The following is a 25418-nucleotide window of genomic DNA, read 5'->3' on the forward strand; positions in this document are numbered from 1 at the left end:
TGCGGGTTTGAGGCGCCAAAGGCGTCGCGCAGCGATGGCGAGTATGCTCGCCACCTAAAGTAGGTCATCGTCAGGCTCCTAATCCTAAAACTCCACCCAGGACTCTGCGTGGGTTTTTTTTAGTTTAAAGCTCAACCTTCGCGCAGGTCTTTCAGCGCTCAATGTCGACTTGTTCACATTGTAAGACTAATAAGTCTAGAGTGTGTCTTTTGTGCGAAAACTGCACTAATTTGTTTATTTTAATTTCCTTTTCAAGTTTATTTAGCTTTATCAGAGTAATGTAGCGCTTCCTTGTCTGGTTAGACGTAGTAGGAAAACCATCATGAATGATAACGGCGATCTAATTCTCCGCTACTTGGAGAGATTAGGTGTTGAGTTCATTTTTGGTGTACCTGGGGGGGCGATCGAACCTTTATACAACGCCCTTGCTCGAAGTGAACGAAATGGAGGTCCAAAAGCTGTCATAGCGCGTCATGAAACTGGTGCTGCGTTTATGGCGGAAGGTTATGCCAGGGAGACAGGTAAGCTGGGAGTGTGTTGTGCCACTTCTGGCCCAGGTGCGACCAATTTGTTAACGGGCGTAGCGAGCGCTTACGCTGACTCAACACCTGTATTGGCCATTACAGGCCAACCATCTTTACAAACATTTGGCATGGGGGCGCTGCAAGAGGGCTCCTGTACGGGCATTAATACAGTCCAGATATTTGACGACTGTACGCGATTCAATACGTTGATTTCGCACCCGGCCCAGTTAGAACGAAAGCTTGTCATGGCTATCAGTCATGCCATGGGGAACAACCCGGGCCCGGTGCACTTGAGTGTGCCCGTGGATATCATGCGTACACAAGTCCAGTCGGTGGAATGCAGTGGGAACTTATGGGCGTTCATCGATCATGAAGTTGTACCCACCTATGAGGCTGAACGTCTGCTTTATGATGAGCTGCATGATAAGAAGTTCGTGACGATTCTGGTGGGTGAAGGCTGTGTCGGCGCAATCGATGACATACTGGCCCTGGCGGAAGATCGCCAATGGAACTTGGTAACCACCCCAAGAGCCAAGGGGTTAATTCCGGAAAATCACCGTCTGTATCGAGGAGTGTTTGGGTTTGCCGGTCATTTCAGCGCCCGTGGAGCGATGTTGCAAGACAATGCTCAGCGGATCCTGGTTATCGGTACTGCGCTGGATGAAGTGACCACCGGAGGCTGGGATCAATCTACCGGGCTGGATCGCAAGCGTCTGGTTCACATCTCCAATAACCCGGATCACCTGAGTCGATCCACCAGCGCATTGCGCTGTATTCTTGGTTCTCCGCGGTTACTGCTGAAGCGGCTAAACCGGCGCCTTAACGTTAAGAAGCCTGAGCGTTGGGATTTGTGTGAGTTGTCGGCCAGTGGCCTGCCAACTAACTATGCACTGGATTCCGGAATTGCCTGTATCGACAAGAGCAGGCCGATCAAACCGCAAGCCTTGTTTTGGTACTTGAGCCAGATTGTTGGTGACACTACCCGCGTCTATGCAGACAGCGGCAGTAGTTATTTATGGGCAATTCACTACTGGCGTGTTCACAAGTCCCTCGAAAATGGTCGCAGCCCGTTCCACATCGGTATTGGCTTCTCTTCCATGGGGTGGGCTATCGGAGCCGCGGTGGGTGCGGCGGCTGGTGCGCAAGGCGAGCCCGTGATTTGTATTACCGGTGACGGCAGCGCTCTGATGAGCGGGCAGGAAGTGACGACCGCCCTACAGGAAAATCTCAATGTCCTGTTCATTGTGCTCAACGATTCCTGCCTGGGAATGGTGAAGCATGGGCAGGCGTTAGGTGGTGCGGAAGCTATAGGCACTGAGCTTCCCAAGGTCAACTTCGCGCTGATGGCTGAAGCCATGGGGGTTCAGGCTTATTCGGTGCATTCCTTCACTGATTTGGAGCAGGTCGATCTTGAGCATCTGATGATGCAGCCGGGGCCCTGTCTGTTGGATATTCATGTGGACTCTTCGGAGATACCACCTATGGGTAATCGTATGCGAGTTCTGGTGGGATCTTCACAGGGGGAAGTACATGTCTGACACATTTGAGTTGCATTCATCTATCTGGCGTGAGGAGCCTCAGGCAGAGAACCCCTTCACGGCCGAGCGTTGTTTTGCTTATGGTTATGATGTTTATGGTGATGTGTTGCCAAAAAGCAGTTGGCCGGAGTATCTGTTATTGCTCTTCACGGGTGAGCGCCCAACCGCGGAGGCAGCGATGCTGCTGGAGAAACTGGCAATCGCATTGGCCAATCCCGGGCCCAGGGAACCGAGCGTCCGGGCGGCCATGAATGGCGGTGTAGGCGGCTCGGTAGATGCCGCCTCGTTGATCGCAGCCCTGGCGGTCGGGGCTGGTCAATATGGTGGATCCCACGAAGTGTATTTGTTGGTAGAAACCTGGAATCGGCTGGGCGCTGATCTGGATGGTTGGAAACGTTACCTGGCCCAGCCCAACCAGGGTTATCGTGAGGATGTATGGAGCCCAATCGAACATGCCCCTGGGTTTGACCCCCATGGTGTTCATTGTGCCAAGCCGGTCTTGCAATCGCTCACCTTTTTGGCTGAGGTTTCCCCCGGGTCCGCGTTGGCATGGTTATGTGTACACAGATCTGAACTGGAACACCAATGCGGTCTGCCTCTTGCCATGTCAGCGGTAGCGGCAGCGGCGTTTCAAGATCTTGGATTGAGTGGGAGCCAGGCCATTATGTTGTATTTGATGCTGCGGCTTCCCGGCGCAGCGGTTCATGCCCTGGAGCAGGAAAAACTGGGCTGGAAGCGGTTTCCGGCCTACGGCCCTGCGATTCACTTGAGCGATGATCCCGGTGCATTGGGCACCCCTGATGTGAGTAGGTTCGAGTTATGAGTATCGAAGATTTACTGGCAGCACAAAATAGATTGGAAGGTGCCCTAGGCAAGGCGTTTCTCTCTGAGCGAGTGGTGATGCGGGGAAAGGATCTACACCACGAACTCGGTAAACAGGGTTGGTTAGGGTTGTTGGTGTACGCCATCACCGGCCGGGAGTTTGACGAAAAACAGCTTCGTTTTATGAATTTTATGTGGGTTGCCACCAGTTATCCGGACGCCAGCATTTGGCCGAATCAGGTTGCCTCCCTGGCGGGTACGGCGCGAACGACACCGTCCTTATCCCTGGTGGCGGGGCTTGCGGTGTCAGAAGCCCGGCTATATGGGCGCAAGCCGGATCGACGTTCCATGGACTTCTTTCAGCGAGCCGCCGCCAAGCTGGATCAAGGTGCTACGCTGGAGCAGGTGATTGACGAGGAGATCGCGGAGCGCAAGGTGATTTTTGGTTATGGCAGGCCGCTGGCACGATTGGATGAGCGGGTGGCGCATACGCTGCAATTCATGGCGGAGTTGGGGTTGGACCAGGGCCGTCACTTTAACATTGCGTTGGATGTGCATCGTTATTTAAAGGGCCGTGGCCTGTCCATTAATATTGCCGCTGTTTACGCCAGCGTCATGGCGGATATGGGCTTTACCACCGAGGAGTACCAATTGTTCCTGACCCTGATCTTCTCCGCCGGGATGGTTCCCTGTTATCTGGATGCCAAGCGCAGACCGGAAGGGGGCTTTTTTCCGGTGGCTTGTGAAAATCTGGTGTACTCGGGTGTCGGTGCCCGTTCCTGGTAGGTCAATAAGAGGGTTTGTGCAATTTATTACAAAACTTAATTAGGTAGCGTTGCATTTCAAGGTTTTACTGCTAGATTGTTCAAAGGGAATAATAAAAGCGCCCTGATTGCTGTGTGGGCGCAGAGCCAAGGGTGGGCACGATTGGGACGTGCCTCTAAGTTGACAATTGGAATACGGTTCGGTTTTTTCACGGATGAATAGTAATTGAACTTCCAGCCTTGTCGAATATGGCTTCAGGGAGTTATCTATGAAGCGTTTAACCGCAGTGGTGCTCGCAACTTCGCTGCCAGGTGTTGGAATTTGTAACACGGATTCCGATTTATGGGATCTGTCGCTCGCAGAATTAATGAATGTTCAGATTACCCGGGTCGCCACGGGCAGCCCCACGCCCCTTAACCGGGCCGCTGCCATTGTAACGGTGATCACCGCCGAGGATTTGAGGCAAACGGGTGCTCGCAATATCGAAGATGCGTTGATGTCGGTCCCTGGCTTGTATGTAGGCCGCTCGGAACCGGGATACGCTCCCACCTATATCTTCCGAGGCATCTATGGCAGCCTGAATCCGCAGGCGCTGCTGATGATCAACGGCTTCCCCCAGAAATCATTACCCATCGGGAATAAGGGCAATGTATGGGGTGGTATGCCGGTAGAGTCCGTGCAACGAATCGAAATTATCCGTGGCCCCGGTTCGGCGCTCTATGGTGCTGATGCCTTTGCCGGTGTGATCAATGTGATCACCAAGACCGCAGAGGACGTTGATGGAACAAAGCTGGGCGTGCGTGCCGGCAGCTTTGACACCTATGATGCCTGGGCACAGTACGGCGGTCAGGTGGCTGAATGGAGTGTGATGTTCAGCCTGGAAGCCGGGTCGACCGGGGGCCACCGGGAGATCATCGAATCCGATGCCCAGACGCAGTTTGATGAGGACTTTTCTAGCATCCCGGGTTATCAACCGATTTCCTATGCGCCCGGACCCATCAATGCCGGTTATGATCATGTGGATTTGAGGGTGGACCTGCAGCGGGATGCGTGGCAGATCCGCTTTGGATACCAGAACCGCAACAATCTGGAAACCGGTGACGGTTTGGCTGGCGCGCTGGACCCGATCGGGTCGACCTATCGCGCCGATATCGCGAACTTTGACCTCACCTATGCCAAGGAGCTTTGGGATGGTGAATTGTCCCTGGTGACACAACTCAGTGCGTATTTTGCGTCACAGGAACCCGTGGAAACCAATTATTTGTTCCCTGCGGGGGCCTTTGTTGGCTCTTTCCCGGATGGATATATCGGCAACCCTGGTCATAAGGAAATCCAGACCACTCTGCAACAGTTCGCAGTGTATAGCGGTTGGGATAGCCACCGGCTGCGGTTGGGGATCGGCGCCACCTACGGCGATGTCTATGAAACGACGGAGGAAAAGAACTTTGAGGTGGATCTGATTACACCGAAGCCGGAGGGCCTGGTGGATGTCAGTGACACTGATGAGGTCTGGTTGCCGGAGAAGGATCGGACCCTGTATTTTCTGTCGTTGCAGGATGAGTGGCAGCTTGATCCGAATTGGCAGCTGGTGCTGGGAGCGCGTTACGATCACTACTCCGATTTTGGGGACACGGTGAATCCGCGGTTGGCGCTGGTGTGGGCGACCACGCCGGACTGGACCACCCGCCTTTTGTATGGTCGTGCCTTTCGGGCCCCGAGCCTGTCGGAGCTCTATACCATTTCCAATCCGGTTGCCCTCGGCAACCCCGATCTTGATCCCGAAGTCATCGACACCTATGAACTGGCCTTCAATCATCAACTGGAAAATGGCCAGTCCTATGGGTTCAATTTCTTCTACTACAAAATCAAGGACATGATTCTTTACGACACCTCCGGCAATGGTGTCGCGGCCAACGTCGGTGAGCGTACCGGGAAAGGCGTGGAGTTAGAGCTGATTCAGCCATTGACCGATCAATTGAGACTGAATGCCAACTACTCCTATCAGGAGTCGGTGAATACCCGGTTGGACGACGACGTGGGATATGCGCCCAACAATCAATCCTATGCGCAGTTGAATTGGAATGTGCATTCCGATTGGCATGCCAACGTGGAAATGCATTGGTTTGGGCGAATTCAAAGAGCATCCCAGGACGACCGGCCGCCGGTAAAAAGCGCATCGGTCTGGAACCTTACCATCCGCAGAGCCAACCTTTGGGGCGGGGTTGAGCTGGCGCTTAACCTGCGTAATCTGTTCGATAAAGACTGGCGTAGCCCCAGCTGGACCCGGGTGGAGTATGATTACCCCAATCCAGGACGAAACGGTAACGTGACCCTGCGTTATAGCTTCTGAGCCCGGCAGGATGCTTCTACCGCTGACTCAATGCCAGCGGTTCATAGGTTTCCCGCTCAGGGTTCCAGCGCAAAAACTCATAGTCCTCACTGAGGACAGGCTGTTCGAAATGCAAGGTCAACTCCATGGGCTTGCCGTCGGGGTCGGTTTTGCTGATCTCGATGGTGAGCCCGGACAGAGCCACCGTATCCCCGCTGGTGAAAGGGTATTTCGTCAGATCCCGTACTGATTCCTCAATGGGGTCATCAATGAACCCGTTTTCCCGTGTCAGTACCAGTTGATTTCCGCGCACCTCAGTCTTGATGTCGCCCTTTAATGTGGTAATGGTCCAGATCCGCTCCGGCATGGGCTCGTGGCGATAGAAGCGCAATCCGGCGATGGCCAGTGAGGAAGCAAGGGGCGGGGAGAACAGGATGAGCTTTTTTTGCTCCAGGTGATCGATGTTGTGGAAATAGGAGGGTTTGTCGGAAACGGCCTTGGCCATGAAATAGGTGCTGTAGGTCATCACTGGCATTAACAGCGGTGCCAGGATCAAATGAAACAAGGCCATCAGCCCGAACACAGACAGGCTGTAATAGCGTACGAGCTTATTGGTCGGGCGCTCTTTTGCGATCCACAATTTAGCCATGAACCCCGCCAGCAGGCCTGCTGCACCGATGCCGGGGAATAGCAGTAAGCGGTCATAGGGTGACGCCGCCAGGGCCGGCAGAATGGAGAACAGCATGCCACAGGCCCAAAACCAGGTGCTGCGCTGCGCTCGCTGCAGGGCCAGGATGGGCAGCAGGACCAGCACCAGGAACAGGGCGCACGCCACGGCGTAGAGCTGTTTGTCCCCCGGGGTCAGGGTGTAGAGATCTGCGGGTATGATGCCCCATTGACTCGCCAACAGCACGGGCAGCCGTTCCAGGGCGGCCAGGACAAAGGCCGCTGGTTGAGAGGCCGGGTCCACATAATAGGCACCGGCGTGGGCGGCACCAAATCCCGCTTGCTTGTAAACGACCCACCAGATCAGGATCACCGTAAAGTAAGGCAGCGCGGCGATGCATCCTTTCACAGGGCCTTTTTTGTCCAGGAACAGAGCATAGGCACCAATATAACCAAATACCGAAATGCCCAGTTCGGCCGAAAACAGGGCCAGCAATTGCGCAAGCAGGGCCCCTAACAGCAACAGTCCCCGTTCCTCTTCCCGCCATTTTACATGCAGAAGTAAGGTAGTCAGGCCGAAGGTCAGCGCCAGCAGGGCATTACGATTGGAGATCCAGCTCACGGTGAAGCCATGGGTGCTGTCCAGGGCGTAGAGGAACAGGGCCAGCAACACCGTGATCTTCTGGTCCAGATAACGCTGAAACAGCTGCGCGACCAGCCACAGCGCCAGCAGATACCAGATCACGTTGTGCAGGTGCATGAGCCAGGGGTGATCGGGCCAGAGTTGGTAATCCAACCAGTGAAACAGCTCGGAGAGGGGGCGCCAAAATGCGTATTTCATATCCGAGTAGGTCCACCAGGGGATCAGACTGTAGTCCATCAGCAGGCGGTTGCGCTCAGGATCACCGTTAATGAACGAAAATAAACCAAAAAGAGACAGATCATCCGGTTTTGTGATGGGAAGATCTGCATTCAGCAACGCGTAGTGGAGATAGTCATCACCCATGTAGCCCGTGAATAACGCGGGAATACACAGGATGAAGGTGAGGAAGAGGATGAGGTTGCGGCGGCCAGCGTAAGAGGTCGGCATGGTTACTACTCGTTGTTATTGTTATGAATCCCGAGTTTATTGTTGAAATCTGCTGATCACAACCGCTCTGGTCTCAAATCCGGCCATTATGTACCCGGTATATACAAAGTGTATTTTTTGTATTTATAAGAGTATTATGTTTGCTCTGTTATTGGCTCATATTTCAGCCTAAAATAGTTAGCAAAACCCATTTTGTTTAGAAGTAGTTGGGGGATCAACACTAATGGAACAACAAATCGAGCAGCCTGACGATCTGTCTCTGGTTGATATTTTACTCAAGGCGACCCAAAAAGAGCTGGGCCAAGCCAAGGAGAAATTCAATTTTCCGGTACCGGGGCAAGGGGCGAAAGCCGATGTCCTGTTCAATTCCATCGGTGTTTTTACCAGCAAAGGTATCGAGGAGACCACGGTTCAGGATTTGTTGGACGCCGCAAACATTTCCCGTCGAACGTTTTATAAGTACTTCAAAAACAAAGTGGATGTGCTCGAGAGCATTTACCAGGTGGCGGCCGAGTTGTTGGTGGTTCGGTTCAAGGCGGTGCGCAAGGAATCCCGCTCCATGAGTGAATTCATTGTGCAGTGTGTAGAGCTGTACTTTGATTATCACACCCACCTGGGCCCCCTGGTGCGCATGATGACCGAGGAGGCCCGCCGCGCCGGTTCACCCCTGGCGGCACACCGGGAAACCTTGCTGGCCCATATCGTCGAGTTATTCGATGAAAAATACTTCGAAATGGAAGGGGTGCACCTGGATCCCAAGGTGTATTACTCCCTGATCTGGATGATGGAGAGCGCCTCCATGAACCTGTTGGCCCATTTGCCCTGTGACCAATCCGTGGTAGAGCAATACAAGGCCGTCATGTGTGCCATCAGTGCCCGGGTGGCCATGACCCATGCGGAGCAATGGGATTCATTACCGGGTATGCCGCTTCAGGTCTGAGTCTATTTTCTGCCAGCCCGGCAAAATCGGTCTAAGCTTATTCTAGGTGCCTGGCACGTCAGGTCAGGCGCCTGCACCGGCTGGTGTGATTGGCCGGCTGTGTACATGGATAGGAGTGATTGATTGCAGGAGGCAGCAGTGTCCCAAAGTCCCCAAAAAGTCGCCGCAATATATAACGCCAAGGGCAGCAGCCCGTTAGCGGAATGCCTGGGTGAGCAGTATGTTGTCCTGGTGACGGCAAATGTGGAGACCCTCTACCCGGAGGCAGGTGAGCTGGTGTTGGCCCTGGTGGAAATCACAGACGCCGCGGATGCCGGCCTGGCTGTGTGCCAGCAGCTCAAGGCAGATTCCCGGTTTGAGGACGTTCCCATCGTGATCTATTGCCAGGCGTCGGCACCGGTGGATGCCATGGCCTTTTTTGATGCCGGGGCGGACGACATTGTTGATGCCGGGATTCCCCACCAGGACCTGCTGGCGCGCCTGAACAAATCCGTTTTTCATACCATTGCCAACCGGCAATTGAAGAGCCGCCTCAAGCAAGCGAACGAGATGGCGTTCAGTGCCATGTCCGATACCAGCGATCTGGGTGTCAATATCCAGTTTCTGGTGCATTGCCATGAATGCAGCAACCTCGACGAACTGGCCATGTTGTTTTTCCGTTCTCTTTCGCATTATCAGCTCAGTTGCAGCCTGCAATTGCGCAGTGAATTCGAAGTCAAGAACAGTGAAGAGAACGGGCTGGCCAAAGATCTGGAATCCCGCTTGCTGTGGGAGCTGAAAGACCGTGGACGGTATGTGGATTTTGGCCGCCGCTGTGTTATGAACTACGGCCAGGTGTCGTTGCTGGTGAAGAATATGCCAGATGATGACAAGCGCTTTGGCACCATCAAAGACAATGTGTTTGCCTTGCTGCAAGGGGCGGATGCCCGGGTCAAGTCCATCGACAGCAGTCGCATGCTGGAGATGGAGCGGGACCTGATGAAAGGCATGTCCAACAAGATGCAGGGCGTGATGCAGCAGGTGGACGATCGTTACCAGGAGGTGATGCGGCGTTGTGCTGAGTTGGTGGAGGATATGGCGGTGCGGGTGGATGAGGCCATCCTGTTTCTTGATCTGACAGAGGATCAGGAAAACACATTTTCCAGCATTATGCAGACCGGCGTTACCTCCATCAGCGAGCTCTTTAACGAAGGCGTCAAAATAGATGAAAGCTTCCGTAAGCTGATTGATTACCTGACCAGTTCCTTGAGCTCCAGTGACCATGCATCGGTGGAAGAGCTGCGTACGCTGTTGGACAAACTATAAAATTATAAAGCGCCCAGGTAGCGGAACCGGGGCAGCGTTTCACCGTTCACTTCAACATTTTCAGTGAACATGGCCAGGGGGCGAACCCAAAGATCGTAATCCCCGTACAGGGTTCGATAGACCACCATGGGTTCTTCGGTTTCACTGTGCCGGCCTACACCGATCACCTCGTAGTCCCGTCCTTTATAGTGTCGATAGCGTCCAGGTTGTAACATGAGTTCAAATGCCATTGGCCATGCAGGTAATTAAGTAAGCACCAATGGAATCATGATTCCATCGGAGACGCAACTGCTGCCGGAATTTGCCGCTGCGATTGGCACCGGTTTCCTGTTAACATGATCCCTGTTTGAGTGCATGAACAGACCCTAAGGCAGGGAGTAGCTTCTTGGTCCAATTTCTCATCCTGTTGCTCAGCGTGGTTGGCGTTGGCACTGGCCCGCTGCAGGCGGCAGAAGTCGATCTGGTGTTGAGCCGGGCACCGGCTCAGGTGGCGGTTGGGACGCATATGCAGTGGTGGTTCGATTCGGGGCGGGTCGGAACCATTGATTCTGTTTTACATGGCCCGGTTGATTGGCAGGATTCCGATGCGGAAATTCCCAATCTGGGATACCAGCGCTTTCCCGTCTGGTTTCGTTTCGATGTGACCAACCTGGCGCAAAACCAGAAGTGGAATTTGGTAATTGACTATCCCTTGATTCGCGACCTGGATGTTTTTCTGGTGCGGGACGGGCAGGTAGTGGACGTTGTGCAACTGGGCGAACGCTTTGAGTTCAAGGCAAGACCGGTTAAACACCGCAATTACATTATTCCGTTTGAACTGGAAACCGGCGGCCAGTTGGGTTTTTATTTTCGCATGGAAGGGCCTTATGCAGTCCAGTTGCCAGTGAGTATCATGGACTCCACCGCCTTGCTGGAGTATGAAACCCTCGCGGTAATGTTGCATGGGCTCTTCTTTGGCTTTGTGCTTGTGATGGGGTGTTACAATTTCTTTCTGTTCCTGTCCACCCGCGAAAGCACCTATCTTTTTTATGTCTGTTTCACTTTTTTAATCGGTATGTTCCAGCTGGTGCAGCAGGGATTTGCCTACCAGTTGTTGTGGCCCACTGAAGTCTGGTGGCAGGGTAAAGCCACCGGCGTGTTGTTGCACCTCTGTCTTATCGCCTGTTATTTGTTTGTGAACAGCTTTCTGGATATGCGCAACAGCATGCCGTGGAACTTCAAACTATTTGGTGTGCTGGTGTTCCTGTCGGTGCTGGCGCTGATCGCGGCTCCGTTCATGGATGAGTTCTGGACCATTCGCTTTGGGGTGGTACTGGTGATTCCGGCGGTAATCCTGTCGGTGGTGGGTGGTTGGATCACCTGGAGCAAAGGTCGACGAGATGCCAAGTTGTTTTCCATCGCCTGGTTTGCTTTTCTGGTGGGGGGCATGTTGCTGGCGTTGAACAAGCTGGGTTTGATTCCCCGTAACCAGATTACCGAGCACGGGGCTGAAGTGGGCACGGTCATTGAGCTGGCTTTGCTGGCCTTTGCCCTGGCGGGGCGGATCAAGTTGGAACGCACCCAACGGCAACAATCAGAGAATCATGCCAGAGAAATGGAACGGGCTGCGCTGGTGGCGAAAGAGCACGCCCTGGAGCTGGAAAAAATGAACTCTGAGCAATTGGAGCGTAACGTGCGGGCCCGCACCCGGGATCTGCACAAAGCCCTGTCGGATCTGTCGCAAATGAACCGGCGTCTGGAACAGCTGAATCAGGTGGATGCTGTAACCGGAGTCGGCAATGAGAACAGTTTTCTGATGCATTTGAGCAAGGAGTGGGATCGTTCCTATCGCGATGGCGAAGTGTTGTCGTTGATCGTGGTGGAACTGGATAATTATCGGGATGTGCTGGCGGATTACGGCAGCGTGGCATCCGATGAATGCCTGAAGAATGTGGCGACCATTCTAGAGCGCTTGATTTCCCGCCCGGCAGATTGCATTACCCGCTATGGGGACAAAGTGTTCGGCATCATCCTGCCGGATACGGATGAAAAGGGGGCGGATCATCTGGCGGCCCGCATCGTGACGGCCGTGGCGGAGCAGCCTTTTGATTTTGGTATTGCCCAGGTTCAGGCGTCCGTGAGCGTCGGAGTCGCGGCGGTACTGCCGCGGCAACCGGACCAGTACCGGGAGCTGCTGATGTTAGCAGAAAGTGCGGTGTACATGGCGAAAAGTGGCGGTGGCAACCGGGTTGAGTCTGTGATCATGGAGCCCTGACTCAGCGGGCCAGTGTTGCCAGGGCTCGGTCCAGCCAGTTTTCCGGCACGACGAACAGTCGCACGGGGGTCTCCTGCCAGTGATTGACCAGAAGCTGCACCGGATGTGGATAGCGTTGCTGGTTAAAGCGCTCAAGGATCTGTTGCAGGTTGGATGGAGCACGGGAGCGCAGCACCATCCACTCGTCTTTATTCAACCAATGAAAGCCCACTGATTCCTGCCTGGAAAATTGGTGGCGGAATTCCGCCTCGGTCATCCACTGGCCGCGCAGGTGATGTCGTTCAATGTTGCTGGGATGCGCCGGTTCGCCGTGTGAAGGATAGAACAGCCTGCCTTTGCACAGCAGCCGTGAGCGGCTGATATTCCAGCCTCGGGACTGGCAGTAATCCTTTGCCAGGCTGTGCCGGGACAGTCTCAGTTGCTTCTCAATCAGGTGATGATACTTCAGGTCCAACCGGTCTTTCTGGTGTGGGCCGAACCAATGGGTTTCGTTGTTGAGGGGAGGAATCCCCAGATAAAACTTGATGGCCAGCTCCCAGTGCTCGATTTCGTCGGTTTGCTGGTCCAGGACGATCAGGTCAAATTCGCCGAAGGTTTTTCCTTCTGCCTGAATTTGTACGTTGTGCGCCAGGCTTCGATAGCGTGGATTGTGCCGCAACCAATATAACCATAAGCGTTCGAAATAGGGGCCCAGGCGGTGGTTGGTGGTGTGTTCCAGATGAGCTTCCAGGGGGGCTGGGTGGCGATCCAGTTCGATCAGGTGAGGGAGAATTCCCGCAAATGCCTGCTGGTAAAACCGGTCTGGGAAATGTTGGTTGTGATCCGGGGTTTTCATCAGGCCAGGACTGAGGATGGCCCACACCAGATCCCGAACATGGGGGGATTGAAATTGTTGGAGCGTGGCCTGCAGTTCCATTGCTGGGGCCGGGCCTTATTGTTGCGCTGGCGCTGGGCGGTGGAACAGCCACAGGGAAATCAGCCCGGTGACCAGCCCGGTGATCGCGCCATAAAGATGGCTGTCGATGGCCACGGCGCCACCGATGAGATCTGCGGTGACGGTGTCCGGGCCGGCAATCAATTGCTCATAAACGAATTTGCCAATCAGGTACAGGCCAAAGAACGCGGAGAGAATGGCGCTGCGCCGCCAGCCGATGATCAGGTAATGGGTGAGAATGCCATAGATGGCGCCGGACAAACCGACGTACCAGCCGATCTCCGGGTTGAACAGGTAAATGCCCATCCCCACACCCAACGCGCAGATACCGAGGGCGGTCATTTCTTCTGTGGGCGTGATATCCTCGCGAAAGCTGGCGGAGACAATGAGGTAGCCCACCAGATTCAACACCGTATGGTTGAAACCAAGATGAACGAACTGGCTGCTGATGATGCGCCAGAACTCGCCGTCACTCACCTTGTCGTGCACCAGCGCCAGGTCGTGAATGGTGCTGGCGGGCAATAAGGTGGTCAAGCAGATCAAGAGCATGACTGCGACGGAAAACCACCACTGCCGGAAGAACTCGTTAAAGCTCCTGCGGGCGGCGGCTTCCTGGCTGAGATCAATCTGGTCTGACATGCTGGTTCTGCCCGTTAGGTGGTCGTAGCCCGCATCAGAGGGCTTTGATCTTGCCCATCTGTGTTTGCAGTTCATTCAAAGCAGCCTGATGCTCGGTGATTTTCTGCTTTTCTTTTTCCACCACGTCGGCCGGGGCGCGATCCACAAACTTGGGATTATTGAGTTTACCTTCGACGCGCTTGATTTCCTGCTCGCGTTTGTCGATCTCTTTCTGCAGGCGGGCGATTTCGGCGTCTTTGTCGATCAGGCCGGCCATGGGCACCAGCACTTGCATATCGCCCACCAGCTGGATGGCGGACATGGGTGCTTCCTCTTGCGGTTGCAACCAGGTGACACTTTCCAGCTTGGCCAAGGAGGTCAGGAAGCCGCTGTAGCTGTTGGCGCGGCGCTCGTCTTCGGCGTTGCCTTTTTGCAGCAGGACTGGCAATTGCTTGGCGGGGGAGATGTTCATCTCGCCGCGGATGTTGCGAATGCCCACAATTACGCCTTTCAGCCATTCAATGTCGGCCTCTGCCTGGGCGTCCTGCTTGTCGGCGTTGGCGGCGGGGTAGGGCTGCAGCATCAGGGTTTCGCCTTCGGCGCCGGCCATGGGGCCGATCTGTTGCCAGATTTCTTCGGTGATGAAGGGCATGAAGGGGTGCGCCAGGCGCAGGATGGTTTCCAGAACTTTGACCAGGGTGCGTCGGGTGCCCCGTTTGGCGGCATCGCTGCTGTTGTCATCGTTCAGCACCGGTTTGGAAAGTTCCAGATACCAGTCGCAGTATTCGTTCCAGATGAATTCATACAGCGCCTGGGACGCGTGATCGAAGCGAAATTCATCCAGTGCCCTGCAGACCTGCAGCTCGGTTTGTTGCAGGCGGGAGATGATCCAGCGATCGGCTACGCTCAGTTCGATGTCACCACCGTGGATGCCGCAGTCCTGGTTCTCGGTGTTCATCATTACGTAGCGGCTGGCGTTCCACAGTTTGTTGCAGAAGTTGCGGTAGCCTTCCAGTCGGTTGATGTCGAACTTGATGTCACGGCCGGTGGAGGCCAGGGACAGGAAAGTGAAGCGCAGGGAATCGGTGCCGTAGGAGGCGATGCCGTCGGCGAATTCCTTGCGGGTGCGTTTCTCGATCTTGCTGGCGTCTTTGGGGTTCATCAACCCGGTGGTGCGTTTGCCCACCAGGGTTTCCAGGTCGATGCCGTCGATGATGTCCAGCGGATCCAGCACGTTGCCTTTGGATTTGGACATCTTCTGGCCTTCGCTGTCCCGCACCAACCCATGCACGTACACGGTTTTGAACGGAACTTGCGGGGTGCCGTCTTCGTTCTTGATGAAGTGCATGGTCATCATGATCATGCGCGCCACCCAGAAGAAGATGATGTCGAAACCGGTGACCAGCACGTCGGTGGAGTGGAAAGTTTTGAGGGTTTCCAGATCGTCGGGCCAGCCCAGGGTGGAGAAGGTCCACAGGGCGGAGCTGAACCAGGTGTCCAGCACGTCCTCATCTTGATGCAGCGCGATGTCGTCACCCAGGTTGTGCTTGGCGCGCACTTCGGCTTCGTTACGGCCCACGTACACGTTGCCAGCGTTGTCATACCATGCGGGGATGCGGTGGCCCCACCACAACTGGCGAGAGATACACCAATCCTGAATGTCGCGCATCCAGGCGAAGTACATGTTTTCGTATTGCTTGGGTACGAATTGGATGTCGCCGTTTTCCACCGCTTTGATGGCGGGCTCAGCCAGCGGGGCCACGCGCACGTACCATTGGTCGGTGAGGAAAGGCTCGACCACGACGCCGGATCGGTCGCCCTTGGGCACCTTCAACGCGTGGTCGTCGATTTTCTCCAGCAGGCCCAGCTGGTCCAGATCCTCGACGATCTTTTTGCGGGCCACGAAACGGTCATCGCCACGGTACACATCGGGGATCTCGGTGCTGACTTCTAAATTCACGGTGCCGTCAAAATTGAAGGCCTCGGCCTGATCGCGGATGGCGGCGTCGATGGTGAGCACGTTCACCAGTGGCAGGTTGTGGCGCTTGCCTACGTCGTAATCGTTGAAGTCGTGCGCGGGCGTGATCTTCACGCAGCCGGTGCCGAATTCCATGTCGACGTAATCGTCGGCGATGATGGGGATCTCGCGATTCACCAGCGGCAGGGTCAGGGTTTTACCGATCAGGGCCTGGTAGCGCTCGTCTTTCGGGTTCACCGCCACAGCGGTGTCGCCCAGCATGGTTTCGGGGCGGGTGGTGGCGACGATGATGTAATCTTTGCCGTCGGCGGTTTTGGCGCCATTGGCCAACGGGTAGCGGAAGTGCCACATGCTGCCTTTCTGGTCGACGTTCTCCACTTCCAGATCAGAGATGGCGGTGTGCAGCTTCGGATCCCAGTTCACCAGGCGCTTACCGCGGTAGATCAGGCCTTCTTCGTGCAGGCGCACAAACACCTCTTTTACCGCGTTGGATAGGCCTTCATCCATGGTGAAGCGCTCGCGGGACCAATCCACGGACGAGCCCAGGCGGCGGATCTGACGGGTGATGGTGCCGCCGGACTGCTCCTTCCATTCCCAGACTTTCTCCAGGAACTTCTCGCGGCCCAGGTCATGGCGGGTGACATTCTGTGCGGCCAGCTGGCGCTCCACCACCATCTGGGTGGCGATACCGGCGTGATCACAGCCCGGCTGCCACAGGGTGTTGCGGCCCTGCATGCGGCGGTAGCGGATCAGGCAGTCCATGACCGCGTTGTTGAAGCCGTGGCCCATGTGCAGGCTGCCGGTGACGTTCGGCGGCGGAATCATGATGGTGTAGGCGTCGCCTTGGCCTGTGGGCTTGAAGTAGCCTTTTTCTTCCCAGGTTTGATACCAACGGGTTTCAATGTCGCTTGGGTTGAAGGTCTTTTCCATGGTCACCGGTGTCTCTTGTCTTTAACTGCGAACGAAAAGGGAGCCGGGGCGACCACTGAGGCGAGGGAGGTAGGCCACCAAAGTCTTCAAAACCGTCAGCCGCAAGGACGCGGCTGTCGAGCCCCCAGGGATGGGTTCACGGCGTGTTTTGAAGACTTTGGTGGTCTGCCGACCGGATCGCGAAGCAAGAAGCCGCGGCGGCCGACAAGTATACCGATCTAACGGGGATTTTTCTTGATCTCTTTGAACATTCTGTCCACCTCCTGCTCCAGCTTCATGCGCAGCTCGGCTTCCAGGCGGGGCATGTTGGCGCGGATCACCTCGTTGACCATCTGACTGGCTTTCTGGCGCAGGGCCTGGGCCTCCTTCGAGTTGGCATCAAAGGTAACTTTGTTGAGAGGATTGTCCTGCAGCAGGCGGCGTAATTGGGCGGAGGCGTCGTTTTCCCGATCCCGGTCCCTGTTTTGCTCCCAGGCATGGTTTTCGCGGATCTTATCCAGGGTGGAGCGGGGCAGGAATGGGTTCTCGGTCTTGTTGGTGGTCTGGAAACGGTTCAGCGGTCGCGTGACCTCCTCTGCCCTGGAGTCCGCTTTGGCAACCTCTGTGGCCGCTGCTTCGGCGACGACGGGCACAGACGGCGCGGCGTGGGTGTGTGTGGGTTGAGCGGGCGCAGATTGAGCCGGCTGGGCTGGAGGCTGCATGGCTTGATGCTGTGGCGGGGGTGGGGGCGGTGCGATGTCGCCCCTGTCTCGATAGCTGCGGACCCGCTCGCTGATGTCCAGGGGGTCCTTGTCCAGGAAGCTCATATCCAAGGCAGCACCGCTGCCGACGGCGGGCCGGCTCACCGGGTGGGTGCTGAACTGGGCGGCATTCAGGTCAATGGAGTCGGTTTCCTGCAGGGTGGGTGGCTCCGGATTCGGGCTGCTGGGGGCCGGGGTGGGCTTCGGAGGCGCTTCCTCAAGGGACTCATTCAGTACCGGCACATCGTCCACAAAACTCTTCAACACCGGGATGTCCTCAGGAATGACCTGGGTGTCCTCGTCGTCTTCCAGATCCTCGTCCAGCATCTTGCTCAGGGACTCCAGATCATCCAGCATTTTGTCCTTTTGTTCCTGATTAATATGAGATTTTTGATCGCCCTGACTCATGTTTCGCTACCATCACCTAAATGTTGTGCGTATTTAAAGCATAGCCTCTTTCTTTGTAATACCGAAAATTGTCCCGGCTTTGTGACCTGGATTCCGGTTTTCCCGGCACAATTTCGGCGACCCGCTGGAATCGGGAAAAAAAGGGCGGAATGGTACCGGCCAGGTTCACCATGACATCCCCGTGCTGCTGAGGCTCCCCCTGGTGGGAAATCTGGATCGGCTGATGAGGGTCGTTGGAGCCGGTTCCGTGAGCCAGGAACGACTCCGGCCGCTGCCAGAGCTCCTCGCTCAGCAGCCGGGTCTGGGTATCGTCCAGGGTGTGGATGTAGACCTGGTGACCCCGGCGAAACGCCTTTTCCACCAGCCTCGCCGCGTAATTCAGCGGCGAGATCCGGTTATCTTCCGGCAGAATATAGAAATCCACCCGGGTCATGACTTGACCTGTCGCAACAGGTATTCGGTGAGCAATGGTACCGGCCGGCCGGTCGCGCCCTTATTGGCCCCCCCGTTGAAGGCACTGCCGGCCACATCCAGGTGGGCCCAGGGGTAGGCTTTGGTGAACCGGGACAGGAAGCAGGCGGCGGTGATGGAGCCAGCTTTGGGGCCGGCATTGCCGATATTGCCGATGTCGGCAAAGGGGCTGTCCAACAGGGCCTGATATTCATCCCACAGGGGCAGGCGCCAGACTTTGTCCTGGGTGTAGTCGGCGGCGGCCTGCAGGTCCGCAACCACGGCTTCATCGTTGCTCATCATGCCGCTGGCGAAAGGCCCCAGTGCCACAATGATGGCGCCGGTGAGGGTGGCGATGTCCACCACCGACGCGGGCTTGAAGCGCTCTACGTAGGTGAGGGCATCACACAGTACCAGCCGGCCCTCGGCATCGGTATTCAGGATTTCCACGGTTTGGCCGGACATGGTGGTCACGATATCCCCCGGGCGAGTGGCTTTGCCGCTGGGCATGTTTTCGGCCGCGGCCACTACGCCCACCACATTCATGGGCAACTTCATTTCCACCACGGCCTGCATGGTGCCGAAGACGGAGGCGGCGCCACACATGTCCCACTTCATGGCATCCATGTCCGGAGCCGGTTTCAGGGAGATGCCGCCCGTGTCGAAAGTAATGCCCTTGCCCACCAGCACGTGGGGCGGTTGGGATTTCGGGCCGCCTTTGTATTCCATGATGATCAGTTTTGAGGGCGTATCGCTGCCGTTGCCCACAGACAGCAGGGAATTCATACCCAGTTCCGCCATCTGCTTTTCATCCAGAATTTTGGTGGTCAGGGTGGGGCAGCCGCGGGACAGTTTGCGGGCTTCCTGGGCCAGGTAGCTGGGATTGCACACGTTGGGCGGCGTGTTGCCCAGGTCGCGGGCGTAGTTCATGCCATTGGCGATGGCCTTGCCAATCACTGCGCCTTGTTCCACGGCCTTGGGATCGGTGGTGGTCAACAGAGTGACTTTTTTCAGGCTCACCAGCTTGTGGTTGTCCTTGCTCTTGAAGGCATTGAAGGTATAAGCCGCCGCCTCAAACAGTTCCACAGCTTGACGGGCCACCCAGTGCGCATCCCGCTCGCCCACCTGGATATCATCCAGGGCCAGGGCGGCGTCTTTGGCTGCGGTGCTTTTCAGGGCGCTGGCGGTGGCGGCGAGGGCTTTGCGCAGTCCGGATTCGGTTTGTTCGGTGGCTTTACCCAGACCCATCAGCACAATGCGCTTGGCGGCCGATTCTGTGACGGCGGTAAGGATTTGTACCTCCCCGGCCTTGCCTTTGATGTCGCCTTGAGCCAGTGCGTTTTCCAGGGCCTTTTTGGTGGTCGCGCTCAACGTGGCGGCACTGGTGCCTAATGTCGTGTCCTCGAACACGGGCAGAATCAGCGCATCTGTTTTGAATTTTTCCGGTGTGGCTTTTTTGATTTTGAAGTCCATGCAAACCCCGCAAGACAAAAGAATTCGTTTAATGGATAATGGCGTCAATAGTTCATTACTAGCGAAAATTTTGCTGATTTACCATAGCAAACACTGTCTTTTCCATGATTATTTATCGATATCTTTCGCGTCAGCTGTTTTGGGCCACCCTGGCGGTGAGCTCAGTGCTGACTTTTATCCTGGTTTCCAGCCGCTTCCTGAAGTACCTGTCCCAGGCGGCGGTGGGTAAGCTGGAAGGGGGCGCGGTCTTCATGATCATGGCTTACCGCCTGCCGGATTTTCTGGAGCTGATTCTGCCGCTGGGTTTGTTCCTCGGTATTTTGTTGTCCTACGGGCGCATGTATCTGGAAAACGAAATGGTGGTGCTGCAGGCCTGCGGCGTCAGTGACAAGCGACTGGTGCGGTTGTCCATGATTCCCGCCATCTGCATGGCGCTGGTGATCGGCTTCTTCAGCTTTTATCTGTCCCCCTGGGGATCGCAGAAGGCCAATGCGCTGATCCTGGAGCAGGAACGTCGTTCCGGCCTGGACGTGTTGAGCCCGCGGCGCTTCCATTCGTCCTCAGACGGGCGCACGGTGACCTATGTGGAGGACATCGACTCCCATGCCGAGGTAATGAAGAACCTTTTTATTGTCAATTACGATCGGGCTGGGCGCGCCGATGAATACGACAAAGTGGTCCTGCTAAGGGCAGCGGAAGGGCGCTATCGCATCGATCGCAGTGGCAATCGTTATCTGGTGATGTCCGATGGTGAGCGCTTTGAAGTGGACCCTGGCAATTCCCAGTACGGGCGCTCCAGCTACGGTGAATACACCGTCAAACTGGAAAACAAACTGGTGGACGTGGAAGCCACGGAAATTGAAGATCAGTCCACGGCGGAATTGCTGAAGAACCCAGGCATCAAAGCCCGGGTGGAACTGCAGTGGCGCCTGTCCCTGATGATCATGGTGCCGATCGTGGTGTTCATGGCAGTGCCTTTGTCCAAAGTGAATCCACGTCAGGGGCGCTATCTGAAAATGCTGCCGGCCATCTTGTTGTACCTGTGTTATCTGTCCCTGATGATGGCGGTGAAAGGCGCCATCGAAAAAGAAAAAATTCCGGCCGAGGTGGGCATCTTCTGGGTGCACGGCGTTTTTCTGCTGATCGGCTTCGGTTTGAATTACTGGCCTGACTTTCGTTTGAAGCGCTCCAAGCGGCGCATGGATCGGCTGCAGGTGAATCCCTCATGATGTTGCTGGACCGTTATATCGGGAATACCGTGCTGGTGTCCGTTTCCATGGTGCTGTTCCTGCTGATCAGCCTGGATGCCTCCTTTGCCTTCCTGGCGGAAATGGACGAACTGAAGCGCGCCTACCAGGCCCAGGAGGCCTTGCTGTTCATCCTCTGGACGTTGCCCCGGCGCATCTACGATTTTATGCCAGTGGGGACGTTGATCGGTTGTCTGATCGGATTGGGTACCCTGGCCAACACCAGCGAGCTGACCGTGATTCGTGCAGCCGGTGTGTCCATTGCCCGCATTGTGTATGCCGCGGCCAAACCGGTCATCTGGATTGTGTTGCTGGGGTTGGTGCTGGGGCAGTTCGTGGTGCCACAGACCGAGCAGTTTGCCCAGTCCGAAAAAGCCCGCCATCTGTACCAGGGAGAGAGCATTGGCTCCCGCGATGGCTACTGGTATCGGGAGGGTGGCCAGTACACCCACATCCAGGTGGTGCAACCGAATGGGGTGATGTTCGGCATATCGCGCTTTTTGTTTGACGAGGACAATATACTGATCCGCTCGGATTTCTCGGAGCGGGCGATTTATCTCGGGGATCACTGGGTGCTGGAAAAGGTACGCCAGACCACCATGCAAGGTGACCGCACAGAAGCAGAGCATTTCGAAACCCTGGACTGGAACAATACCTCCATTACCCCCGAAGTGATGTCGGTGGTGGTGCTAAAGCCGGACAACCTGTCCATCACCGGACTGTATCAGTACGCCACCTATCTGGATTCCCAGGAGCTTGAGAGCACCTCCTACTTCTTTTCCTTCTGGAAAAAAGTATTGCAGCCTTTCACGACCCTGGTGATGGTGTTTATTGCCATCTCCTTTGTGTTCGGGCCCCTGCGTTCTGTGACCATGGGGCAGCGCATCATGGCGGGTGTCATCGTGGGGCTGTTGTTCCACTATGCCCAGCAATTCCTGGGGCACGTCACCATCATCTTCAGTCTCACGCCCTTCATGGCGGCCATGGTGCCGTTGGTGGTGAGCTTCGGGGTGGGTGTCTATTTGTTGCGGCGGGTGTAGCGGTTTCAGCTGCGCTTGGCTGGCAGCACCTGCTTGTTGATGTCCTTCGGCAGCACCAGGGTGCGGGTGTTGGATAGGCTGTCGTGCCAGGTGTCGTTGCTGGGGCTGAACACCACCCACAGATAGCCCAGTCCAAAGCAGCATAACGACAGTGTTGCCATCAGAAAGCGACTTAGGCTCTGCAGAAAATTAACCGGCCGGCCATCCAGGTTGGCGTCCACCACCTGCAGGCGCCAGGCGCGCATGCCCAGGGTTTGACCACCGTGGGACCAGAACCAGTAATAGAACAGGAAAGTGCCGCCCATCAGCAATGGAAACAGGGTTAACTGCAAATCCCGGCTGTCCCGCGGGGTGTCCACGCCGGTGATCGCCAGATAGAGCACGGCAATCAAGAACCACAGTGCAATCACAATGAGGGCATCATAGACAATGGAAGCCAGGCGTCGAAGCAGGCCGGCCGATGGATATTCCACGTAGGAGATGGCGTTGGAAGAATCGTTCATCAGACTTATTAGAAGTGGTGCCTAGGGAGAGACTCGAACTCTCACTCTGTTTCCAGAAACGGATTTTGAATCCGTCGCGTCTACCAGTTCCGCCACCCAGGCAAGGTGTCTCGTTGTAGAGAGCCGCGATTATATCAATGCAATCAAGCGCGTCAACAAGGCATTTAAGAGAAACCCATAAACCGCTATAATCGCGACCCTTTTTAGCTGACGCCCAGAGCCGGTTGTTGATGAAGCGCGCTGACTTTCACTATGAACTGCCCGATCACCTGATAGCCCGCTATCCCATGGCGGAGCGCTCGGGGAGCCGCCTGCTGTGCCTGGATCGCAGCAGTGGAACCCTGCAGGATCAACGGTTTACCGATCTGCCCCAGTATTTGCAGGCGGGGGATTTGCTGGTGTTCAACAACACCCGGGTGATTCCCGCCCGAGTCTTTGGGAAGAAAGAAACCGGCGGTAAAGTGGAGGTCCTGGTGGAGCGGATCACCGGGCCAAACCAGTGTCTGGCTCATGTCCGTGCCAGCAAATCCCCCAAGCCCGGCAGCCGTATATTGGTGGAGGGCCAGGTGGATGGGCTAGAGCAGAGTGTTGGCAGCCTGGTGATGGAAGGGCGCCAGGGGGATCTGTTCCGGCTGCGTTCGGAGCAGGGTAACCTGCTGGACTGGCTGCAGCAGGTGGGCCATATGCCGTTGCCTCCCTATATTGACCGCGCCGACGAGTCACTGGACCAGGATCGCTATCAAACGGTGTATGCCCAGGCGCCGGGGGCGGTAGCCGCGCCTACGGCGGGGTTGCACTTTGACGAGCCGTTGTTGCGTCAGTTGCAGGAAAAGGGCGTCGACACCGCCTATGTCACCCTCCATGTGGGGGCCGGCACCTTCCAGCCAGTGCGGGCCGACGACATCCGGGATCACGTTATGCACTCGGAATGGCTGCAGGTGGACCAGGGAACCGTCGACAAAATACAGGCCACCCGTGCCCGCGGTGGCAGGGTGATTGCCGTGGGCACCACTTCGGTACGCTCCCTGGAAACCGCGGCTGCGGCCAACCATGGGCAGATCGCAGCGTTTGCCGGGGAAACCGATATCTTTATCTATCCGGGGTATGACTTCGCCGTGGTGGACGGGCTGGTGACCAATTTCCATTTGCCGGAATCCACCCTTATTATGCTGGTGAGTGCCTTTGCCGGACGGGAGCCGGTGCTGAAGGCCTATCAGCATGCGGTGCAGCAGGAATACCGCTTTTTCAGTTATGGCGATGCCATGCTGATCCTCTGAGCCCACTATATTCTGACCCTATATTATGAACCCCTTCGATATGAGTAAGGCCCGTTATGAAATTTGAACTCATTGGCACTGATGCCGGGGCCCGTCGCGGCCGTCTGATCTTTGAGCGCGGCACCGTGGAAACCCCCGCGTTCATGCCGGTGGGCACCTACGGCTCCGTCAAGGCCATGCTGCCCCGGGATATCGAGGCCATCGGAGCTCACATTGTACTGGGTAATACCTTTCACCTGATGCTGCGTCCGGGCACCGAGATCATTCGCCAACATGGGGATTTGCATGATTTTATGCAGTGGCAGGGGCCCATCTTGACGGATTCCGGCGGCTTTCAGGTGTTCTCCCTGGGTAAAATGCGCAAGATTTCCGAAGAAGGGGTCAAGTTCCAGTCCCCGGTGGACGGCAGCCCGGTGGTGTTGACCCCGGAAATTTCCATGCAGGTACAGCGGGACCTGGGCTCCGACATCGTGATGATTTTCGACGAGTGCACGCCCTATCCGGCCACCGAGCAGCAGGCCCGCGATTCCATGGAATTGTCCTTGCGCTGGGCCAGGCGCAGCAAAGAGGCCCACCAGGGCAATCCATCTGCTCTGTTCGGCATTGTCCAGGGGGGAATGTACGAGTCCCTGCGGCGGGAATCCCTGGCCGGGCTGGAGGAGATCGGTTTTGACGGCTATGCCATCGGCGGTCTGTCGGTGGGTGAGCCGAAAGAAGAAATGATGAGCGTGTTGAACTATTTACAGCCCCATATGCCTAAGGATCGCCCAAGGTACCTGATGGGTGTGGGCAAACCGGAGGACATTGTGGAAGCGGTGCGCCGGGGTGTGGACATGTTCGACTGTGTAATGCCCACCCGCAACGCCCGCAACGGTCATCTGTTCACCAGCAGCGGGGTGGTCAAAATCCGGAATGCGGCCCACAAAACCGATACCGGGCCCCTCGAAGCAGGCTGCGACTGTTATACCTGCTGTAACTTCTCCCGGGCGTACCTGCACCACCTGGACCGCTGCAAGGAAATCCTCGGTGCCCAGCTCAATACGATCCATAACCTGCGCTACTATCAGCGCCTGATGCTCGGTTTGCGCACCGCCATTGAAACGGGTACATTTGAGCGCTTTGTAACGGAGTTCTACCAGCAGCGGGGCGAAACCGTGCCGCCGCTGGCATCCAATTAATGTCATCAACTTGAGGTATATATGAGTTTCTTTATCGCTGAAGCAATGGCCGAACCCGGCGCTGCCGCCGCCCAGCAGGGCAACCCCCTGACCTTCTGGGGCATGATGATTTTCATGGTGGCGATCTTCTACTTCATGATCATCCGCCCCCAGTCCAAGCGAAACAAGGAACACAAGGCCCTCATGGAAGGGTTGGCCAAAGGGGATGAAGTGGTGATCTCCGGCGGCATGATGGGCAAAGTGACCAAGGTGACAGAGGAATACGTGGTGGTGGAAGTGGCTGCCAACACCGAGATCTCCTTCCAGAAAGGGGCGGTTACCGCCACCTTGCCAAAAGGCACCCTGAAAAGCATCTGATCTGCATCTAGCGAGTGCTGCCAGGGATGGTGGCGCGTCAGGACCGACCAAG

At 56.1% G+C, this 25418-nt stretch carries 21 protein-coding genes and 1 tRNA gene; 12 read left to right on the forward strand and 10 right to left on the reverse strand.

Features of this window, described 5'->3' with window-relative positions:
• Positions 1-322: 322 nt before the first annotated feature.
• The 4 genes from D9N14_RS14770 to D9N14_RS14785 all read left to right on the forward strand — a co-directional run bounded on the left by D9N14_RS14770 (position 323) and on the right by D9N14_RS14785 (position 5999).
• Positions 323-2062 carry a thiamine pyrophosphate-binding protein gene (locus D9N14_RS14770; RefSeq protein ID WP_290581032.1) on the forward strand — a complete coding sequence of 580 codons (1740 nt, stop codon included), beginning with the start codon at positions 323-325 and terminating at the stop codon, positions 2060-2062.
• Positions 2055-2885: a citryl-CoA lyase gene (locus tag D9N14_RS14775; protein ID WP_290581034.1), complete on the forward strand. Its 831-nt coding sequence runs from the start codon at positions 2055-2057 to the stop codon at positions 2883-2885. Before D9N14_RS14770 ends, D9N14_RS14775 begins: the two co-directional genes overlap by 8 nt.
• Complete coding sequence (locus D9N14_RS14780) at positions 2882-3670, forward strand: citrate/2-methylcitrate synthase (RefSeq protein ID WP_290581036.1); 789 nt, start codon at positions 2882-2884, stop codon at positions 3668-3670. Before D9N14_RS14775 ends, D9N14_RS14780 begins: the two co-directional genes overlap by 4 nt.
• Positions 3671-4016: 346 nt before the next feature.
• Positions 4017-5999, forward strand: coding sequence for a TonB-dependent receptor plug domain-containing protein (locus D9N14_RS14785; RefSeq protein ID WP_290581038.1), 1983 nt, complete (start codon positions 4017-4019; stop codon positions 5997-5999).
• Between the two features lie 16 nt (positions 6000-6015).
• Here the strand turns inward: D9N14_RS14785 and D9N14_RS14790 are convergent, their stop codons facing one another.
• Positions 6016-7734 carry a hypothetical protein gene (locus D9N14_RS14790; protein WP_290581040.1) on the reverse strand — a complete coding sequence of 573 codons (1719 nt, stop codon included), beginning with the start codon at positions 7732-7734 and terminating at the stop codon, positions 6016-6018.
• A gap of 223 nt (positions 7735-7957) precedes the next feature.
• Between D9N14_RS14790 and D9N14_RS14795 the strand changes: the two genes are divergently transcribed.
• Both D9N14_RS14795 and D9N14_RS14800 read left to right on the forward strand, forming a co-directional pair.
• Positions 7958-8674 carry a TetR/AcrR family transcriptional regulator gene (locus D9N14_RS14795; protein WP_290581042.1) on the forward strand — a complete coding sequence of 239 codons (717 nt, stop codon included), beginning with the start codon at positions 7958-7960 and terminating at the stop codon, positions 8672-8674.
• A gap of 138 nt (positions 8675-8812) precedes the next feature.
• Positions 8813-9979: a hypothetical protein gene (locus D9N14_RS14800; RefSeq protein WP_290581044.1), complete on the forward strand. Its 1167-nt coding sequence runs from the start codon at positions 8813-8815 to the stop codon at positions 9977-9979.
• 2 nt (positions 9980-9981) lie between these two features.
• Here D9N14_RS14800 and D9N14_RS14805 read toward each other — a convergent pair whose 3' ends face one another.
• Positions 9982-10194, reverse strand: a complete 213-nt coding sequence (locus D9N14_RS14805) for a DUF1653 domain-containing protein (RefSeq protein ID WP_290581046.1) — start codon at positions 10192-10194, stop codon at positions 9982-9984.
• A 170-nt stretch (positions 10195-10364) separates the two neighbouring features.
• Between D9N14_RS14805 and D9N14_RS14810 the strand changes: the two genes are divergently transcribed.
• Positions 10365-12233 carry a 7TM diverse intracellular signaling domain-containing protein gene (locus D9N14_RS14810; RefSeq protein ID WP_290581048.1) on the forward strand — a complete coding sequence of 623 codons (1869 nt, stop codon included), beginning with the start codon at positions 10365-10367 and terminating at the stop codon, positions 12231-12233.
• 1 nt (position 12234) lies between these two features.
• On the opposite strand, the gene D9N14_RS14815 is transcribed toward D9N14_RS14810, so the two are convergent.
• From D9N14_RS14815 to D9N14_RS14840, 6 genes are all read right to left on the reverse strand, one after another.
• Entirely contained in the window at positions 12235-13149 is a 915-nt protein-coding gene (locus tag D9N14_RS14815) for a DUF1853 family protein (protein ID WP_290581050.1), read from the reverse strand.
• Positions 13150-13164: 15 nt separating this feature from the next.
• Positions 13165-13806, reverse strand: coding sequence for a rhombosortase (rrtA, locus tag D9N14_RS14820; protein WP_290581052.1), 642 nt, complete (start codon positions 13804-13806; stop codon positions 13165-13167).
• Between the two features lie 34 nt (positions 13807-13840).
• Positions 13841-16693, reverse strand: coding sequence for a valine--tRNA ligase (locus D9N14_RS14825; RefSeq protein WP_290581150.1), 2853 nt, complete (start codon positions 16691-16693; stop codon positions 13841-13843).
• A 218-nt stretch (positions 16694-16911) separates the two neighbouring features.
• Entirely contained in the window at positions 16912-17841 is a 930-nt protein-coding gene (locus D9N14_RS14830) for a hypothetical protein (RefSeq protein WP_290581054.1), read from the reverse strand.
• Between the two features lie 16 nt (positions 17842-17857).
• On the reverse strand, positions 17858-18274 hold the full coding sequence (locus tag D9N14_RS14835; RefSeq protein ID WP_290581056.1) for a DNA polymerase III subunit chi: 417 nt from the start codon (positions 18272-18274) through the stop codon (positions 17858-17860).
• Entirely contained in the window at positions 18271-19764 is a 1494-nt protein-coding gene (locus D9N14_RS14840) for a leucyl aminopeptidase (protein ID WP_290581058.1), read from the reverse strand. The genes D9N14_RS14835 and D9N14_RS14840 overlap by 4 nt, the downstream gene beginning before the upstream one ends.
• Positions 19765-19868: 104 nt before the next feature.
• Here D9N14_RS14840 and lptF point away from each other — a divergent pair, with 104 nt between their 5' ends.
• Both lptF and lptG read left to right on the forward strand, forming a co-directional pair.
• Positions 19869-20993 carry an LPS export ABC transporter permease LptF gene (gene lptF, locus D9N14_RS14845; RefSeq protein WP_290581060.1) on the forward strand — a complete coding sequence of 375 codons (1125 nt, stop codon included), beginning with the start codon at positions 19869-19871 and terminating at the stop codon, positions 20991-20993.
• A complete protein-coding gene (gene lptG / locus D9N14_RS14850) occupies positions 20990-22051 on the forward strand; it encodes an LPS export ABC transporter permease LptG (RefSeq protein WP_290581063.1) in 1062 nt (353 codons plus the stop codon). Before lptF ends, lptG begins: the two co-directional genes overlap by 4 nt.
• 5 nt (positions 22052-22056) lie before the next feature.
• Here lptG and D9N14_RS14855 read toward each other — a convergent pair whose 3' ends face one another.
• Together D9N14_RS14855 and D9N14_RS14860 are read right to left on the reverse strand one after the other, a co-directional pair.
• A complete protein-coding gene (locus D9N14_RS14855) occupies positions 22057-22554 on the reverse strand; it encodes an RDD family protein (protein WP_290581065.1) in 498 nt (165 codons plus the stop codon).
• Positions 22555-22569: 15 nt separating this feature from the next.
• Positions 22570-22656: transfer RNA gene (locus D9N14_RS14860), tRNA-Leu, on the reverse strand.
• A gap of 128 nt (positions 22657-22784) precedes the next feature.
• On the opposite strand from D9N14_RS14860, the gene queA reads away from it, so the two are divergent.
• The 3 genes from queA to yajC are packed head-to-tail and all read left to right on the forward strand — an operon-like array spanning position 22785 to position 25366.
• Positions 22785-23831: a tRNA preQ1(34) S-adenosylmethionine ribosyltransferase-isomerase QueA gene (gene queA / locus D9N14_RS14865; RefSeq protein WP_290581067.1), complete on the forward strand. Its 1047-nt coding sequence runs from the start codon at positions 22785-22787 to the stop codon at positions 23829-23831.
• Positions 23832-23887: 56 nt separating this feature from the next.
• A complete protein-coding gene (gene tgt, locus D9N14_RS14870) occupies positions 23888-25009 on the forward strand; it encodes a tRNA guanosine(34) transglycosylase Tgt (protein ID WP_290581069.1) in 1122 nt (373 codons plus the stop codon).
• Between the two features lie 21 nt (positions 25010-25030).
• Entirely contained in the window at positions 25031-25366 is a 336-nt protein-coding gene (yajC, locus tag D9N14_RS14875) for a preprotein translocase subunit YajC (RefSeq protein WP_317622629.1), read from the forward strand.
• Positions 25367-25418: the final 52 nt, after the last annotated feature.

Origin of the sequence: Ketobacter sp. (assembly GCF_003671495.1) — a bacterium.
Taxonomy (GTDB): Bacteria; Pseudomonadota; Gammaproteobacteria; order Pseudomonadales; family Ketobacteraceae; genus Ketobacter.